Genomic DNA, 17,843 nt, shown 5'->3' on the forward strand with positions numbered 1-17,843 from the left:
AACTTCCTCCTAATTCTTCATTCCAGATGTAGCAATACCTTCAACAAAGTATTTTTGCATTGCTAAAAAGACAATCCCTACTGGTAAAATAGAAACCACTGATGCGGCCATGATTAAGGCATATTCAGCATCAAATAAACCGACGAACATTTTCAAACCTAATTGAATCGTTTTATTCTCAGTAGAAGATAAATAAATGAAAGGTCCCATATAGTCATTCCATGTATTCACAAAAGTAATAATCGTGAGACTGGCTAAAGCTGGTTTGGTTAATGGTAAAATAATTTTCCAATAAATTCCCCACTCACTTAACCCATCAATCCGCGCGCTTTCACATAGTGAATCTGGAATACTGCTGTAATATTGTTTCAGTAAAAAGACCCCAAATGCATTAAATGCTTGTAATAAAACAAGTGACCATAATGTATCAGTCAAACCTAATTGACGCATCATAATAAATTGTGGAATCATATACGATTGCCAAGGAATAGCAATTGTTGCGATGTACGTAATAAAAAGTGTATCTCTTCCTCTAAAATTCATTTTTGAAAAGCCATATGCTGCAAAGCTTGAAGTAAATAGTTGAATAATCGTAATCACAATACTTAAAAATAACGTATTTTTAAAGAAAGTTAACAATGGAATGCGTTCCCAAATAACGGAATAATTTTCTGGATGCCAACTTTTAGGAATCCATTGAATTGGAATGGTGAAAACTTCATTGTTTGTTTTAAATGATGCTGAAACCATCCAAATGAAAGGCACCAAAGTAATTAACGCAAGTAAAGTTAAGAGAATGATTACAAGGATCCCACCAGGTGTGACTTTTTCTGCTTTTTTCGTTTTTGCTTTTCGAGTATTTTCTTTTTTTGAAAAAGTTGCTTCCATCTTTTCTCCTCCTAAACTTTCTCTTGATGTTGATTCCATTTAAATTGAGCCACAGTAATCGCTAGAACGATGATGAATAAGACCATCGCAATGGCTGATGCATAACCAAAATTAAATTTGACAAAGGCTTCATTGTAAATTTCGTAAACTAACACATTCGTTGCACGTCCTGGTCCACCACCAGTCATAACTTGAACTAAGTCAAACACTTTGAAACAGTTAATTACAAGCATGATAGTCACGAAAAAGGTCGTTGGTCGTAGTGAAGGTAAGGTAACATTTAAAAATTGATTCCATTTACCCGCCCCATCCATTGACGCTGCTTCATATAATTCTCTTGGCACACTTTGTAAACCAGCTAAATACAAAATCATATAATACCCCATAAAGCGCCACACACTAACGATGATAATTGCTGGTAAAGCCCAAGTAGAACTAGATGTCCAGCCAGGAGGATTTTCAATAAATAATTTCAAAAATTGATTAATTGGTCCCATTGTTGGATGAAATAGCATATTCCAAACGACCGCAATCGCAACTAATGACGTTACATAAGGAAAGAAAAAAGCCGTTCTAAAAAATTTCATCCCTCTAATTTTACGATTCAACAAAATCGCTAGTCCTAATGAGCAAATCAATGTTAACGGAACAACACCAATCGTATAGATAAACGTTTGTTTTAACGAAATCCAAAACGTATCATCATGAATCATTTTGGTGAAATTTTTCATTCCGACAAATTCAGGGGTTGAAAAAGAATCCCAACTCATAAAAGCTAAAATCAGTGAACAGATAACCGGGATTAAAGTGAAGAGGAAAAAGCCAATAAAGTTTGGTGCGATAAAAGATAACGCAGTCCACGTATTTTTTCGTCTCAATTTATTTGCTGTTTTTGTTTTTGAAGTAATTTCCATAATTGTATTCTGTTAAGTGAACTTAACAGGCCCTCCTTCCAAACTCAAGCTACATTCTTTATTTAAAAAAATAAGCTGAAATTCATTGTAGGTTACTCATTTCAGCTTATTTTTTTCATCAATCTTTTGTGTTTTTGCAGAAAATAATAATTAGTCTATCTCTGCTTTGACACGTTTTTCCATGTTAGCAATACCATCTTTTGGTTTTTCGTCGCCGACCATAATTAAATCATGTTCTTCTTGTAATACTTTATCAATTGCGGCACCGTTTTTATCAGATGGGAATTCTAAATTAATTGTATCTGGGTTAAAGGCTTTTTGTGAGACTTCGTCTGAAGGCATTCCTTTTCTTGCAAAGTAGATTTTATCAATTTCATCTGTTTTATAAGAAGGAACCACCCCTACTTCTGCTAAAAGTTTTGCACCTTCTTTACCTGAAGCAAAGTCTAAGAATTTTTGAGCAGCTTTTTGTTTTTTACTGTTTTTATTAATTGCAAAACTTGTCGGTGAGCCAAAGGTAGTTGCTTTGCCTTTTTCTTGTTGTGGTATTTCGGCAATCCCCCATTCGACATTTGTTTTGCCATCATCAATGTTGGTTAATAAAGTCCCCATGTACCAGCTACCCATGTACATCATCGCCGCTTTTGAATTTTCAAATTGTGATTGATACGTTACTTTTGTTGATTTTGCTGTTCCAAAATCCATTTGTGATTGATCTTTTTGCATTCTCAATGCGCGATCATAATAAGTTTCCATATAATTGTATTTTAGTTCAATCAAATTGGCATTGTTTTGAGCAGCAGCAATCGCTTGAACGGTTGAGCGCCAAGTATGTTGATAGGCACCATATACTTGTTCTTCTGGTTTAGATAATTTTTTCGCTAACGCTTCATATTCATCCCAAGTTAAGTTATCGGGATAGGCAATTCCGGCTTCATCAAACATTTTTTTATTGTAATACAATACCCAGAAATCTGTACGGTAAGGCTGAGCATAGGTTTTACCATCGATTTCATACATCTCGTAACTTGCTTTGGCAGGTTCGATATCTAAATCTTTAACGTGATCGGTTAAATCCACCAATTGATTGCGTAGCGCGTAATTAGAATATGAAAGTAAGTTTTTCATGGTTAAAATATCCGTCGTATCTCCTGATGAAAGCATCGTTGTTACTTTTGTGTCATAATCATCTGAAGCAATGTCCACCGGTTCAATAGTGATATCAGGATTTTCCGCTTCAAAAGCTCTGAATAATTTCTCAAATTCTGGGGTCGTGTCATAATTCCAAGTAGTTACTGTTAATTTTGTTTTGCCATCTTCACTCTTTTCAGTTGCTTTCTTTTCACTTGAACCACCACATGCTGTTAAAGTTACTGCCGCCACTGCTAACAACGCTACCGCTGTTAAGCCTTTTTTCCAAAATTTCATTTGTACTACCTCCGCTATTTATTATTTTTTAGGAGTTTTCCTCCATGAATTACCAAAAAGAATACCAGCTTTTCGCTAAACGAGTTAACGCTTCCAAATAAAAGTAGTCGCCCCAAATCATGCATTCATCGACTCCTGTATTTGTTTTTTTATCATAGACACCATGAAGCAATAGGCCGTTCGACTCTGGTTGTAAAACCGTTGTATACTTTTCCGCTAATGCTTGTAATAGTTCTAGCGCAACCTTTTCATAATAGCCATGTTTTTCATCATTTAATGGAAGCTGACGAGATAATTCTAGTAAGCCACATGCGGCAATTGCAGCAGATGAGCTATCACGTTCTTCTTCACTCCCTTCATTGAAAATTAAATCCCAGTAACAGATTTTGTCCTCTGGTAATTCTTGAATAAAGTAATCAGCAACATTTTTTGCTGTTTCCAGAAAACTACTATCTCCTGTATATAAATAACTTAACGTAAAGCCGTAAATTCCCCAGGCTTGGCCGCGAGCCCAACAAGAATCGTCTGAATATCCTTGTTGCGTCTTACCGTATAAAGCTTCGCCTGTTTCCGTATCAAAATAATACGTATGGAACGTAGTGTGATTTTCTCGCACAATATATTTTTGTGTTTGTTTCGCATGATTGTAGGCAGCTTCATAATACTCTTGCTTGCCAGTCATTTTTGCTGCAAAGTATAATAATGGTAAGTTCATTAAACAATCAATAATCATTCTACCTCGTTGCTCTGGATCGTCTAAATTCCCCCAAGCTTGAATAATCTTGGCTTTTGGTGAATAACGTTTCATTAATAAGTCCGCAGCTTGCAAGGCCATTTCTTTTGAGGCCTCATGACCATTGACCTGATAATCGGCAATGGCTGTTAAAATATACAAAAAGCCTATATCATGTGTTTCCAGCTCAATTTGTTCATCTAAGCGATGTTGAAAAGAAGCTATCTGTGTGGCAATCACCTCATCGAACTCTGTTGAATTTGTTAATTCCTTTGCTAAAAATAACATTCCTGGCCAAAAGCTGGCCGTCCAGTCAATATTTTCTTCAGGATAATAAATTTGATTTAAACTTGCCGCGGGTGGAACTAATTCTTTAAATGTCTCTAAATTTCCTCGAACTTTGTTTAAAGCAAAACTGATTTGCTTCGGCAACCACTCAATCTGTCCATTTTCTGTCATTGTGTATTTCTCCCCCTAATTCCCCAAAATTACAACTTTTTCTTCAACTAAAAGCTGATTTTCTTTTAACCTAACTTTAACTGGCTCAATTTGTTCATTCGGTAGTACGCCTGTCACCAATGAAATTAAAAGATGTTTCCCTTTCGACAAGTTTGCTTTCAAATATGGCAACTCCGTTAACGGATAAAGTAAATTTGTATTCGGTTCTGTTCGAATAATCGCAGCTTCAGAAAAGCCGTTGATATTTTCTACTTTTGACACACCTTTTGCATTTTTTACCTCAGCCATTTGATCAGAAACACAAGTGACCTTTTCATCGAAGAGCGGGATTGAGAAGCCACCTTCATAAGCCACTAATGCACGTTGTGTCTCAATTTCGTGGATCCGTAAATGTTGGCCTTCTAATGGTACAATTGTCGTTTTGATTGCTACATCGGACCAAGGATGCCATTGATGAATGATACGATCATCAAGAATTTCGTACTGATCATCTAATCCTTTCGTGCGGAAATAATGGTCGTCTTCAGCTAAAGCCAAGCAACTATCATAAGCACCTTCGTAATACCAATAATCACTCTTTATAGTACTGAAACCAAAATGGGAAGAATAAACAAATTTACTATATTTATCATGCGCATGAGCTTGATAATTAATAAATTGTCCCGCTGGAAACATTAAACCATGTGTTCCTGCATCATTTACTTGATAATAGTTCCGACTTTCTGGTGAAGGTAAGTGTTTTTCTGGAAAACTAATAGGCTGTGTTTCTGCTTGCCAATAAGGATGATCTTTTGGTACCGCTAACAAAATGAATGTTTTAAAGGCCCAATAAGGTGAACCAGGACCATTATAGCCTTCGGCAAAGACCATATTTTGATAATCATAACCTACCGACAATAATCCATCTGTTGTAAAAATATCTTTGTTCATCCATTGATGAAGATGTCGGCTGATTAGACCTTTGATCTCACCCCACGGCAATGCTTCAACATCTGCAAAAACTAAGGCACTAAAAAATGACACTTGAGCAAAACGATACGTTAAGCTACGTCCGAAGGGAATCGCTTCTCCTGGCTGAGTAAACCAATATTTAAACTCTTGCGCGAACAAAGTTGCTCGTTCCTTCATAATAGCCACTCTTGCGGTATCTTCCGGGGCAAAACGACAATACAATAAACTATAATAATGAATAGCGAAAGAAACATAATAATCAATTTGTGTCTCGACTCCGTCATAATACCAACCATTACCGACATAAAAACGATCAATAACAGCCAAATCAACAGCGATCTGTTCTTTTGAATACGGCATTTCACAATGTTTCATCGCTAAATTCAGCAACACTCTAAAGAAATGCCAATTATTTGGCGGAATAATGTTTTCATTGGCTTGTATCAGCCAACTGTGTAAATTGTTTTGCTGTTCTTTTGTTAATTGGTCCCACGTTTTTTCTTTGTTTAACAAAAGAAATGTACTTAATGCTCCCATCTCAACAATCAATTGATCATAATCTTTTGTTTTTCCCCAATAAGATGAACTCTCAGGATTGGTTCCTTCGATAATTCCCGTTAGAAAGTCATTCAAATACTCACTTTCATTTTGCGTTACATAAGGACCTAGTCCCCATAATGGTCGTAAAAATGCCTCCGCGTCACGTGTTCCTTTAGAATAAACTGTCCCGTGTGTCCCTAAATCCAGATGACCTTGATATTCTCGATCAAAAAACAATTCCAGTGGCGCTAATAAATCTTCAAATCCTTCTGCAACTTCTTCGTATGTTTCAAAAGGATTCTGTCTAATTCGTGGCTGAATCATGATTCTCCTCACTTTCAATTAATGTCCCTTTCAAAAAGCCGTAATATTCTCCGTAAACTGTCACTTCGTCACCAATCTTCAATTTTTTCTTTTGCTCATTAAAAACTTGATATTTACTAGAACCACTTTTCAAAATAAAACGATCACCTTTTTTTATTAAACTGGAACGACTGTCGCTCTCAACAATCTCCCCTTTCAAAGAAATATATTCATTTAAACGAACGTCACCATTTTGTAATTCTGTTTCTGAATAAGACTGTGCCGTTTCCTTTAGATTTTGAAGAGATTCTTCATCAAATTCTTTTTCACCGGATTTACAACCTGTTAAAGCAAGTAAAATTAGTAAAAAAAGTGAAAATCTTTTCACTAAACCACCTTCTCCATCGAATTAAAGCGCTTTCTTTGACTTTATAGTATATTTTTTTAGTCAAAAAATCAATAGTTTTTGCTAAAAAAAAGTAAAAAAAGCTTTTTCTTGCTTTTTTTTACTAAAAAGAAATATACTATATGCTATAATAGTACTTGAGAAGGAGGCATTTAGAATGGCAACTATCACAGATATCGCAAAAGTCGCGAATGTTTCAATTTCAACTGTATCGCGAGTTCTGAACTATGATCCAAACTTATCCGTTACAGAGGAAACCAAGCGAAAAATTTTTGAAGCAGCAGAAACCCTGAATTATACGAAATATAAAACTAAAAATAAAAACAAACAGCAGGAGCAACTGACACCTAACCTTTCCGTACAAACAGCTCCGCAAGAGCCTTCGATTGCCGTCGTTCAGTGGCGTTCAGATGACGAAGAACTAACGGATATTTACTATATGTCGATTCGTTTAGGCGCTGAAAAACGGGCCGAAGAGTTAGGTTACAATATTCTAAAAGTTTCTCAATTGGAACAACATAACCTTCAAGGGATTGATGGCATTTTGGCAATTGGCAAATTCACTCAAAAGACGTTACAAGAGTTGCAGCAACTGCATCCCAATCTTTGTGTAATTGGCAGTAATTTCCCATTGGAAGAATTTGATTCTGTAAATACTGATTTTTATCAAGCAACCGAGATTGCCTTAACCCATCTTTTGGAATTGGGCCACGAAAAAATTGCCTTTATTGGTGCCGAAGAAAGCGAAAATATGTATGGTTTCCGTCGCTATAAAACACCGACAACCAATGCTTATCTTGACATTATGCAGCATTATCACTTGTTTAACGAAGATTATTTTATCTTAAAAGAAAATGGCATGTTGGATGTCAAAACAGGGGAACAATTGACAGAAGAAGCGTTAGAGAAATGGGGAAATGATTTACCTACTGCGATTCTTGCTTATAATGACGCCTTTGCAATCGGTGTGATACATACGTTAGCCGCACACGGTATAAAGGTTCCTGAAGAAATTAGTGTCATGGGGATCAATGATATCTCTATTTCTCAATATGTCTCACCGCCGCTATCCTCTGTCCATGCCTTTACTGAAGAAATGGGCGAGACAGGCATTAATTTATTGCACAAACGAATTCAAATGCCTAGCATTCCTCGTAGAGTCCTGTTAAACACAGAATTGGTTGTCCGCCAATCGACAACTAGCCCACGCCAGAAATAAAAAATAAGGACCGCTCCTATAAAGGAACCGTCCTTATTTTTTATTTGTTTTGACCAAATAATTCAATTTGTGTTAATGCTGGAAATGGTGATGGTTCATCTGCTTGAATTAACTCTGTTAGTATCACCCACTCCACTGCCCGTTTCGCAAAGGTAAAGCTCTGGCGTTGCTCAGTCTTAACAGTTTTAAAAACTTCATGTGTACCGTCGGAAAATTTTAAAGTCACTTGTTGCCAATAATTATCATGAGGAAAGTCCGCTCGTAATGTTAAGATCACTTTATCCAACAAGACTTCACGCCCAAATTCAATTTTTAATGCGGCATCTAATTGCTGATTAATCCCCCATGATTGATAAGGATACGGCCCATGATAAAGATTAGCGAAGGTACCGTCAATCGCATTACAAGCAAAAAAAGTAGCATCATTTCGCGTTTCCACGTTGGCAGATGCATGAGGATACGCACCAGTAAAATGTTGTAAATCATGCGGATTTAACGCCCAATTACGATAACTCTTAATTTCTTCTTTAGTGGCAATACGCACACTTATATAAGGTTTCTTGGTTTCAAAACGATACGCTGCTCGCGCTTCGATAGCGTTTTCATTTTTTATGATTGGAAACGTCCATTTTTGTTCTGGAACATAAATCAAACTGCTATCAAGCGTAGCATCTAACTTCACCATTAAATAAGTATTGGGCGTATCTAAACAAACTTGAATCACATCGCCGTCTTGTAATTGACAATCCCGAGCAGCTAAACAAACAAAATCTTTTCCTGTAATAGTTAACTCTTTCAAAGAATCTGAATCATCTATCTTAGCTTTTCTAACTTCTTGTTCTTGATTTAAAATCGATAATGAAATACACGTCATATGCTTCCCTCCTAATTTTACCTTTATTATATATTATTTTAGTAAATTAATCTATTTTTTACTAAAATAATAGTTGATTAAAGAATAAATATTTAGATCAAAAAAATAAAAAGGCTTTTCTTAAAAGTCTCAGACTGTAGACAAATACGTTCAACATTCAGAAAATAGAGTGTTGAGCGTATTTTTTTAACTTAGTATCAAAATCAAAGTAAAAAAATAAAGGCATTCGCCTTTTTCTAGCCCCACAGGGCTAATTTCTTTAAATTCATTACAGCAAAAATTATTCTCGTATGCACTGCGACTTTTTCCAAAGTTCGGTATTTTGTCCAGCGCATCCCGTGCTTCTCTTTTGCATCAGCAAATACTCTTTCAATGGTTTCTTTACGTTTGCGGTATGTTTCTCGATTGAAGGAAGTATGACGAAGATGTTCTGCATTCTCTACCCCAGCTTGCCAGATATGACGAGTCACTACTTTTTGATGATTTTGACTTCTTGTGCACTGTTTCAATTGCGGACAATTCTGACAAATGTAAGATTTTGACTTATATTCACGGTATCCCTCTCGAGTAAGTGTAGAAAAACGTAAGGGTTGATTTTCAGGGCACAGGTAACAATCGTAGTATTCGTCATAGACAAATTGATTTTTGGCTAGTAACGTTCGATCACCTCTAGGTCGTGTATATGGAAGAACAGGATGAAGATTTCTCCGTCGGAGAAATTCTATAAAAGTGGCAGTTTTATACCCAGCATCAGCAGCCACAGCATGTATCGCTGGAAATTTAGTACAGATAGAGGCAACTAAATCAGGAGCAATTTGACTATCATGACGGTTACCAGGCGTCACAATGACGTCTAAAATGAATCCGTGTTCATCACAACCAGTATGAGCAGAATAAGCAAATTGTTTTTCTCGTTCTCCTTTTACATAATATCCACTCTCCGGGTCTACTTTACTTACTTTTCGTTCTTTCATCTCACTTTCTGTTGGGAAAATAAAAGGTCGCTTTCCTGCCTTGATGCGTTCCTCGTTAATTTCTTTCTCTAATTCTGATTGATAGGCTTTTGCTTCAATATGCGTCATTTCTCTAGTAAAATGATGCTTATTTGCATTGGCTTTGATATGAGTAGAATCCATATAGAGAACATCTTCCGTAATCATCCGAGCCTTGACAGCTTGTTCCAGTATGTAGGCAAAGATATCTTCAAAGAGTGTGGTATCTCGAAAGCGGCGAACATAGTTTTTTCCAAAGGTAGAGAAATGCGGAATGGTTTCATTGAAATCGTAGCCTAAAAACCAACGATAAGCGACATTAGTGTCTATTTCTTTTATCGTTTGACGCATGGAACGGATACCAAAGAGATATTGAATGAAGACGATTTTTACTAAAACCACAGGATCAATACTTGGTCGACCTAAGGTCGAATAAGTTGATTCAACAATTGGATAAATGAAGGTAAAATCGATTGCTTTATCTACTTTTCGAATCAAGTGATCTTTTGGCACAAGATCTTCCAAGGAAATCATCATGTATTGATCTCTTCCATTCATTGGATGTTTTGACATCATTTTTTCCACGCTCCTTTAAAACGTTTTCATACATTAAGTATAAAAGAAAAAACTGTAGACGTCATCCCCTTTTTGGGGACTTTGTCTACAGTCTGGCTGTCTATTAATTATAGACATTTTTTTTACTATCATGTGTTCAAAAATTCTTCCTTTCAGCTTAAAAGTTTAAGAGCAAAAAAAGTTTTACTTTTCCATGCAAAATCATAAGAAAGGATTAAATGGGTTGTAGATAGCCAAAAGACTAAATCTCAAACACATAATAGCCAACTACATTTAATGGAATCGAACCATTATTACAGAACCATCATGCAAATAATCTACATTTCTTTATAAATAAACAATTATCAGCCCGCCTCTTACCCCCACGGTTACACTGCATCTTGTAAACAGCTTGGTTATCCCGCCATCGCAAGTGGGTTATGAGCTTTGATAAAGGGTATACTACCTAAAAGTTTGGTTATTGAAATCAGTAGTATTGCTCAACCCTGTACGCATGAAATGCGCCTATTATATCCAGTTATATAGTACACAAGATTATTTTTTTTACATTCCTTTTAAAAACTGCTGAAACTCACATTCAGGTATTTTATGGTGTCTACGAATTTCTTCATCACTCAAAAAAGTTTTTAATTCTAAATATCCTTTTTTCGTCAATGGCTTCGTATTTTCGTTATAATATTCCTCGAATTGTCGTAGTTTCCAAAAAGGAATTTTCAAGATATTCATAATTGCTTTACGAGGTCTTTTAGTTTCGTATAATCGAACAAATCGCTGATATTTACTCATATGTTGAACACTTTTTAGCTCTATCCAACAAATCGTTGTTCGCTTCGCTTTTTGTCCTTTTTGTTTTAACAACTCGTTTGTTCGATACTTTACAATTTCAAATACTGTTTGTTTCGAATCATTCAATGTTTCTACTTCAAAACCAAACATTTCTAACGAAGTATCCTCTTTGTATACGATTGTTTCTACGAACCACTTAAAGACTTTCATACATCTCTCCTCAAACTAAAAAATATAGTGCAGAGGTTTTTATCAACCTTTGCACTATAAGTATAATCTGCCCTTTTGATTTTAAAATTAACTAGCCATAAGGGTTTAATTTATATATTGACTATATACCTCTTTTCTTTTTCGTTCTTTTTTATACTAAATCCTAAAATCATAAAAAAGAAAGCTGAGATAACAAGGATACTCGTAATAGTTTGAGTTATCCTTAAATTACTTAAATGAAAATTTAATAAAATATAACAATAAATCATTACCGAATGTGCGTTAAAATCGCATTTTTTCATATAGAGATAAGCAAGTTTATATATTTTCCCTAAAAGAAACATCCCTATTATTACACCTGGAATCCAAAAGTTCATGTACATAGTACCAATTGTTTCTGGAGGCCACGATGATGGAAACAATTCTTTAAATGGCATTGATGGTTTGATATTCCTATTCCCTTCTGCAAGTGTCCTTATATAGACCCCTTCATCTACAGGCGGCTTCTCGGGCATAATAGAACTAGGGATGGGAGCAGATAACAAATCTTTAAAACTGCTGCCTAGCCATATGTTACTAACATCAAAATGATTAGTTATAAACAAGTAGGTGTCAATGTAACTTATCTCTTTTGTAGATTTTCCAATGTTATCCTTCACTTCGCTCGCTAAATATTTAGGATTATTTAGAAGTGTTTCTATTCCATCAGGACTTCTTAAAATAGGTATTCCAACAATATAAATTACTAAAAGAGGAACTAACAGCCATATCTTTTTAGGTATTTTTTTTACCCTTTTAACTCCATAATGCCAAGAGATCAAACTAAACGTAACTAATTGAAGCGTTTGTTTTCTTCCTCCTAAAGATGTTAAGAGAAAAGCTACAAATAAAATTAATAACAATAAAAAGAAATATTTAATAAATGATTTCTTATATTTGAACGTATATATATAACAAACAACAGAAATCGTTAATGAAGTTGTTGTCAGCGACAAAAGATATCCATTGCCAGCTGTCATTTGAGTTCTAATATTAAGGTTTGATGTTAAAACACTAAATCCGCCTACGCCTCTCAAAAAAATTAGATAGCCTAACATACCAACAAAAAAAGACAGCAAAGTTCCCACAATATATCTTTTTCTGTTTTCTGATTTAGGAAGGCCAGGTAAGTTTGAAAATTTTTTAATCATAGGTACTTTCATACCAAAATATAAAGAAAACGCACCTATCAATAAAATTACGACAAAATATATTATTTCTTTAGGAATATTTTCTATGCCAATTTCTCGTAATACTTGTGGTTGGATGATGTAGACATCATTTGCAATAGAAAACAGATAAGGCACAGACGTGATAATTAGAAAAAAAAATGAAATCGTTACTGGATTAAATAAATCTTTACCTGCTTTTGTCCATTTTACTAACGGAATCATTAATATTAACAACAGTAAAACTGTTATAAAAAATAGCATAAAATATAATAACCTCCTTAACAAAGTTCTAATTTATAAACATACTTGTAAAAACTATTTTTTATTTAATAAATCAAGTAATGGATTTACCTTAAATAGAGTAGTAATTGTTAAATAGATAGGCAATGCAATAGCAAACTGTATAATATTAGTAAAAATACTACTTGATAAATTACTTGTTAAATAACGTGTGACTGTACACATCAACATTCCTCCTAGTAAAAAGATTCCAATTTTATGATATTCAAATTTAAAATCTGTACTCTCTAAGAAAGATTTTGTTCTTACAAAAGTAACAAAACATTCGGCTAAAATATTTGAAAATACTACACCGAAAAACCCAATAGTTGGCAGCAAAATCAGATTAAATACAATATTAATACCTGCACCAATCATCACTGATTTATTATATTCTTTTATTTGTCCAATCGGCATCAAATATTGCCTAGATATAGAAATACCTAATGGGATAATTACTATAAGTATTGTAAAAAAAGGAATAACATTATTTATATACAGAAACTTTTCTCCAAAAAACCAAGGTACGAGTTTGTCATAAATAGTCAGCATACCAAACATAATAGGAATAGAAAAGAACAACTGCAAATGAATTGTTTTCTCCATCGTTCTTACAATCTTATCAGTATTCCGTTTAGCAAAAATTCCTGTCATGTGTGGCAAAAGAACTAAATCTAAGGTTGTGATGACGGTAATAAATACTGTATTTAACTGCAGTGAATTAATAAAATAACCCACAGCCACACTTCCCAAAGTAAATCCTAAGAGTGTTTTGTTTAAATTAGTATACAGCATGATTGCGATTTGAGGAATAAAATATTCAAACGAACCTTTCAAATGATTCAAGCTATTTTTTATGTGTATCTTTGTAAAATGAATATATTTAGGGATAAACAGCCACACCCCTACTTGGGAAAGAAGGATGCCTGTCGCTTGTATCATTGTATATTTGATTGTGTCCCCTTCATTTTTAATAAACAAAATGATCAAAACGAAAGTAATTAATTGGACAAACAAACTTGACATACTTACCTTTTTAAAATCTTCGATCCCCATAAAAAACCATGAAACATCAAAAAATACTGTTAATATTGTTAAAGATTGGATAAATAAATATATCCTATTGTCTAGAAATAAAGCCACAATGAAATATACCACGATAACACCGATTGTAATGAGGGCTTTAAAAACAAAAATCTCCCAAAATACTTTTGACAGCTCCTGTTTATTTCTATTATAAGCTAGAGCTATTTCCCTATTTCCGTATATTGTCACACCCAAGCCAGCGACCAAAACAAAATACTGAGCAATCGAAAACGTGTAATTATAAATTCCCAGCCCTGCTGGTCCAAGAGCATTTGATACTATTGGTATTGTAATGATAGGAATAATTATTTTAGCGACTTGGAATAAACTCTGGTAAAAAAAATTTTTTGCTATATTTTTCATATTTTAATCCCGTCTAAAAATATCTCTCGTATAAACTTTTTCTTGAACATCAGCCAGATGACTTTCCATACGGTTCGAAACAATCACATCTGCCATTTTTTTGAATTCTTCAAAATCTTTGATTACTCGTGAATGAAAGAACTCTTCGGCATCCAGTGTTGGCTCATAAACCACCACTTCAATCCCTTTTGCCTTGATTCTTTTCATGATCCCTTGAATAGAGGAATATCGAAAGTTATCAGAATTTGCTTTCATTGTTAAACGATAAATACCGACTGTTTCCGGCTTTTTAGCTAAAATTTGTTCTGCAATGAAATCTTTTCTTGTTGTATTTGCTTCCACAATAGCGCCTATGATGTTGCTTGGAACTTCCTCATAATTGGCTCTTAGCTGCTTCGTGTCTTTAGGTAAACAATATCCCCCGTAACCAAAAGAAGGATTATTATAATGCGAACCAATTCGTGGATCTAAACCTACTCCTTCAATAATTTGTTTTGTATTTAAACCTCGAGATTCAGCGTAAGTATCCAACTCATTGAAGTAGGCCACACGTAACGCAAGATAGGTATTTGAAAACAATTTGATTGCTTCTGCTTCAGTAGCATGAGTCAATAAAACTGATACCTCTTGATCTAAGGCATTTCGCTTAAACATATCCGCAATTTCTTGTCCGCGATCAGAACATTCCCCTACTACGATTCTAGAAGGATGGAGATTATCATATAGAGCTCTTCCTTCACGCAGAAATTCTGGAGAGAAAATGATATTTTCTGTTTTAAATTTTTCTTTTACGTCTGCCGTATACCCCACTGGTACAGTAGATTTTATAATGAATGTCGCATCAGGACGAATAGCTAATGCTTTTTCAATAACATCTTCAACTGTAGCAGTATTAAAGTAATTTTTCTTTTCATCGTAATCCGTTGGTGTCGCGACAATCAAGTAATCTCCAAATAAAACTGCCTCTTCAAAATCTTTAGTGAATGCTACATTCAAATCATCTCGTTCAAGAAATTCATGGATTTCTTTATCTTCTAGAGGTGACTTCTTATTTTGTAGCATATCGATTTTTTCTTCGACAATATCATATGCTTTAACATTTTCATGCTGGCTAAGCAGCAAAGCGTTCGCTAAACCGACGTAGCCGAGGCCGAATACTGAAATATTCATAATTAAGTATACTCTCCATAACGTTATTTATTATTCACTTGTCCAGTACATACTATAAACAAAAAAAGAAACTTGAAATATTGACGATGCTTTGCATACTGCTTTCAAACAAATAATAGATTAGATAAACACATATCACAGCTGTTTTTTACTTATCAATTTTTTAGCTATATCTACAGACGTATAAAATTACTTCTTGCCGTTATTCATTATCTTTTCGAGTTTCAAAGAAATATCATCTCTTAAAATTGAGAAATCAATTCTGGATTTCATAAACGCTTTGATGTTATTTTGCATTACTTGATATTCTTCATTAGACATATTATATAAGGCTTTGATTGCTTTTCTAAATCCTTCAATATTTTCCAAAGAACAAATGTAGCCTTCTTGACCATCTTCTATATCATTCCACGGGGTTTTATCACTAAGAATAACTGGGCATCCATTTGACAAAGACTCCGAAATAACGTGTCCGTAATTTTCACTTTTAGTAGGAAATAAGAAAGCATCATACTTCCTAAATACTCCATCAACATCCTCATGACTTATATTTCCTTTATAATTAACCTCTATATTAGCAGGCAAAGCTGCTATTTTTTTTTGACAAATCTCCCAATAATTTTTATCTTCTATAGGACCAAAAATATCCAAATATACATTTTCTTCAAGTGTATTTAAAATTTCAATTGCATAATCTAAATTTTTTTTGGGAACGATTCGAGATAAAAAGACCAAATTTAATTTTTTTTCGTGTTTATTCTTCTTGTTATTCACTTTGCTTGGACTAGGGATATTGGTAAATAATATTGTATCGTTTGATGGAAACAGATTTTTTAAAACGTTATCCTCTTCATTGCTTGTCGATTGAAAATAAATATTTTTATGGAATATATTTCCTAATTTAAAAACATTTATATAAACATTTTTTTTCATACTTTTATTACTTCTAGCTCCGTCTAGCAACTGTCCCCTAGGCGCAATTAGTAACGGTATAGTAAAGTTGGTATAAAAAACTGAGCCTATTAATTTATAATCAAAAAAACTATTTATATATATTAAATCAGGTTTTATTTCCTTGATTACACTACCCATAAGTTTAGAAAAACTTTTTTCTCTATTTACATAGAGAACTTTCGCTTCTGGCCTTATATTCCATCCCTCATTAATGCCCTGCAACCGTTCATTTTCATTAAGGTCATGATCACGCGTAACAATATGGAAAGTATATTTATCTTTTAATAGCTCACAAAAGTTTAGTATACTGACCGGTGGCCCACCATATTTTTGTGCAGGAAAATATCCTTCAGCAACTATTAATATTTTTTTCTTCACTCACCCCACACCACCCGATTCACATAGTCGGTATAAGATAGGATAATGCGCAAAACTTTTTCCGAAACATTTGGCATAGAGTAGTCTGCCACATGGCGCAAAGTATCTTTTTCTTGTGTTCCCAATACTTCTAGTCCTTGCATTATCCGCTCTTTTTCTAGTCCAACCATCATCACACTGGCTTCTTCCATTGCTTCTGGACGTTCATGCGCTTGTCTGATATTTAGTGCCTTGAAATTCAAGATAGAGGATTCTTCACTGATTGTCCCGCTATCACTTAGTACCGCTTTTGCATGGATCTGCAGTTTATTGTAATCATTAAATCCCATAGGTTTCATCGTTTGGATCAACTCGTGGAACTTGATTCCTTTTGATTCGATCATTTTCATCGTACGCGGATGCGTACTCACGATAATTGGTAGTTGATAGGTTTCAGCAATTGCATTTAAACTATCTACTAGATTTGAGAAATTGCTTTCTGAACTGATATTTTCTTCACGATGTGCGGAGACCACAAAATAATGCCCTTCTTTTAACTCTAATCGTTCAAGGATATCTGACTGTTGGATGTCTTCTTTTCTTGAATTCAATACTTCAAACATTGGGCTGCCTGTTTTGATGACACGATCTGCAGGTAATCCTTCGCGCAAAAGATATTCTCGTGCAATGTCGCTGTATGTCAAATTGATATCAGCTGTGTGGTCGACGATTTTACGATTCGTTTCTTCTGGGACACGCTGATCAAAACAACGGTTACCGGCTTCCATGTGAAAAATAGGGATATGACGACGTTTTGCTGCAATCGCACATAAACAACTATTGGTATCACCTAATACTAAAAAGACATCTGGCTTTACTTCTTCCAAGATAGGATCAATCTTGATTAAGATATTCCCAACGGTCTCGATTGCTGTACCTGTTGCTGCATTTAAAAAATAGTCTGGTTTCTTCAACTTGAAATCTTCAAAAAACACTTCATTTAGCTCATAGTCATAGTTTTGTCCCGTATGTACCAATACATGGTCAATAGCTTCTGAACTTTCTAAACGATTGATTACAGCAGATAAACGAATGATTTCTGGGCGCGTGCCTACCACTGTCATCACTTTTAAATTTTTCATTG

At 34.5% G+C, this 17,843-nt stretch carries 15 protein-coding genes; 1 reads left to right on the forward strand and 14 read right to left on the reverse strand.

Annotation, left to right across the window (positions count from 1 at the left end; genetic code table 11):
• Positions 1–9 precede the first annotated feature (9 nt).
• From IGL90_RS09075 to IGL90_RS09100, 6 genes are all read right to left on the reverse strand, one after another.
• The gene (locus IGL90_RS09075) at positions 10–927 is read right to left on the reverse strand and encodes a carbohydrate ABC transporter permease (RefSeq protein ID WP_002383582.1); all 918 of its coding nucleotides are present in this window, start codon (positions 925–927) and stop codon (positions 10–12) included.
• Positions 900–1,802, reverse strand: a complete 903-nt coding sequence (locus IGL90_RS09080; protein WP_002356840.1) for a carbohydrate ABC transporter permease — start codon at positions 1,800–1,802, stop codon at positions 900–902. Before IGL90_RS09080 ends, IGL90_RS09075 begins: the two co-directional genes overlap by 28 nt.
• A gap of 150 nt (positions 1,803–1,952) precedes the next feature.
• Complete coding sequence (locus IGL90_RS09085; RefSeq protein ID WP_430604637.1) at positions 1,953–3,230, reverse strand: ABC transporter substrate-binding protein; 1,278 nt, start codon at positions 3,228–3,230, stop codon at positions 1,953–1,955.
• Positions 3,231–3,279: 49 nt separating this feature from the next.
• Positions 3,280–4,422, reverse strand: coding sequence for a glycoside hydrolase family 88 protein (locus tag IGL90_RS09090; RefSeq protein WP_048737641.1), 1,143 nt, complete (start codon positions 4,420–4,422; stop codon positions 3,280–3,282).
• 15 nt (positions 4,423–4,437) lie between these two features.
• Entirely contained in the window at positions 4,438–6,237 is a 1,800-nt protein-coding gene (locus IGL90_RS09095) for a DUF2264 domain-containing protein (protein ID WP_048737639.1), read from the reverse strand.
• Positions 6,218–6,604, reverse strand: a complete 387-nt coding sequence (locus tag IGL90_RS09100) for a hypothetical protein (protein ID WP_002356835.1) — start codon at positions 6,602–6,604, stop codon at positions 6,218–6,220. Before IGL90_RS09100 ends, IGL90_RS09095 begins: the two co-directional genes overlap by 20 nt.
• A 175-nt stretch (positions 6,605–6,779) precedes the next feature.
• Between IGL90_RS09100 and IGL90_RS09105 the strand changes: the two genes are divergently transcribed.
• Complete coding sequence (locus tag IGL90_RS09105; protein WP_002356832.1) at positions 6,780–7,841, forward strand: LacI family DNA-binding transcriptional regulator; 1,062 nt, start codon at positions 6,780–6,782, stop codon at positions 7,839–7,841.
• A 40-nt stretch (positions 7,842–7,881) separates the two neighbouring features.
• Here IGL90_RS09105 and IGL90_RS09110 read toward each other — a convergent pair whose 3' ends face one another.
• The 8 genes from IGL90_RS09110 to wecB all read right to left on the reverse strand — a co-directional run bounded on the left by IGL90_RS09110 (position 7,882) and on the right by wecB (position 17,841).
• Entirely contained in the window at positions 7,882–8,715 is an 834-nt protein-coding gene (locus IGL90_RS09110) for a hypothetical protein (protein ID WP_002376929.1), read from the reverse strand.
• Between the two features lie 236 nt (positions 8,716–8,951).
• On the reverse strand, positions 8,952–10,283 hold the full coding sequence (locus IGL90_RS09115) for an IS1182 family transposase (RefSeq protein WP_010709679.1): 1,332 nt from the start codon (positions 10,281–10,283) through the stop codon (positions 8,952–8,954).
• A gap of 543 nt (positions 10,284–10,826) precedes the next feature.
• Positions 10,827–11,279, reverse strand: coding sequence for a hypothetical protein (locus tag IGL90_RS09120; RefSeq protein WP_010709680.1), 453 nt, complete (start codon positions 11,277–11,279; stop codon positions 10,827–10,829).
• A 110-nt stretch (positions 11,280–11,389) separates the two neighbouring features.
• Positions 11,390–12,751 carry an O-antigen polymerase gene (locus IGL90_RS09125; protein ID WP_010709681.1) on the reverse strand — a complete coding sequence of 454 codons (1,362 nt, stop codon included), beginning with the start codon at positions 12,749–12,751 and terminating at the stop codon, positions 11,390–11,392.
• A gap of 54 nt (positions 12,752–12,805) precedes the next feature.
• Positions 12,806–14,218 (reverse strand): oligosaccharide flippase family protein, encoded by a 1,413-nt coding sequence (locus tag IGL90_RS09130; RefSeq protein ID WP_010709682.1) that lies wholly within the window; start codon positions 14,216–14,218, stop codon positions 12,806–12,808.
• Positions 14,219–14,221: 3 nt separating this feature from the next.
• Positions 14,222–15,388: a nucleotide sugar dehydrogenase gene (locus tag IGL90_RS09135; protein ID WP_010709683.1), complete on the reverse strand. Its 1,167-nt coding sequence runs from the start codon at positions 15,386–15,388 to the stop codon at positions 14,222–14,224.
• Between the two features lie 189 nt (positions 15,389–15,577).
• Positions 15,578–16,720, reverse strand: a complete 1,143-nt coding sequence (locus IGL90_RS09140) for a glycosyltransferase (RefSeq protein ID WP_010709684.1) — start codon at positions 16,718–16,720, stop codon at positions 15,578–15,580.
• Positions 16,717–17,841, reverse strand: coding sequence for a non-hydrolyzing UDP-N-acetylglucosamine 2-epimerase (wecB, locus tag IGL90_RS09145; protein ID WP_010709685.1), 1,125 nt, complete (start codon positions 17,839–17,841; stop codon positions 16,717–16,719). Before wecB ends, IGL90_RS09140 begins: the two co-directional genes overlap by 4 nt.
• Positions 17,842–17,843 lie beyond the last annotated feature (2 nt).

Source organism: Enterococcus sp. DIV1307a, from assembly GCF_050537425.1.
Taxonomy (GTDB): Bacteria; Bacillota; Bacilli; order Lactobacillales; family Enterococcaceae; genus Enterococcus; species Enterococcus faecalis.

Coding starts and splice junctions, on each gene's coding strand:
- IGL90_RS09130 (WP_010709682.1), bottom strand. CDS start 14,218: ATGAAAAATATAGCAAAAAATTTTTTTTACCAGAGTTTATTCCAAGTC.
- IGL90_RS09080 (WP_002356840.1), bottom strand. CDS start 1,802: ATGGAAATTACTTCAAAAACAAAAACAGCAAATAAATTGAGACGAAAA.
- IGL90_RS09110 (WP_002376929.1), bottom strand. CDS start 8,715: ATGACGTGTATTTCATTATCGATTTTAAATCAAGAACAAGAAGTTAGA.
- wecB (WP_010709685.1), bottom strand. CDS start 17,841: ATGAAAAATTTAAAAGTGATGACAGTGGTAGGCACGCGCCCAGAAATC.
- IGL90_RS09075 (WP_002383582.1), bottom strand. CDS start 927: ATGGAATCAACATCAAGAGAAAGTTTAGGAGGAGAAAAGATGGAAGCA.
- IGL90_RS09095 (WP_048737639.1), bottom strand. CDS start 6,237: ATGATTCAGCCACGAATTAGACAGAATCCTTTTGAAACATACGAAGAA.
- IGL90_RS09135 (WP_010709683.1), bottom strand. CDS start 15,388: ATGAATATTTCAGTATTCGGCCTCGGCTACGTCGGTTTAGCGAACGCT.
- IGL90_RS09085 (WP_430604637.1), bottom strand. CDS start 3,230: ATGAAATTTTGGAAAAAAGGCTTAACAGCGGTAGCGTTGTTAGCAGTG.
- IGL90_RS09105 (WP_002356832.1), top strand. CDS start 6,780: ATGGCAACTATCACAGATATCGCAAAAGTCGCGAATGTTTCAATTTCA.
- IGL90_RS09115 (WP_010709679.1), bottom strand. CDS start 10,283: ATGATGTCAAAACATCCAATGAATGGAAGAGATCAATACATGATGATT.
- IGL90_RS09125 (WP_010709681.1), bottom strand. CDS start 12,751: ATGCTATTTTTTATAACAGTTTTACTGTTGTTAATATTAATGATTCCG.
- IGL90_RS09090 (WP_048737641.1), bottom strand. CDS start 4,422: ATGACAGAAAATGGACAGATTGAGTGGTTGCCGAAGCAAATCAGTTTT.
- IGL90_RS09120 (WP_010709680.1), bottom strand. CDS start 11,279: ATGAAAGTCTTTAAGTGGTTCGTAGAAACAATCGTATACAAAGAGGAT.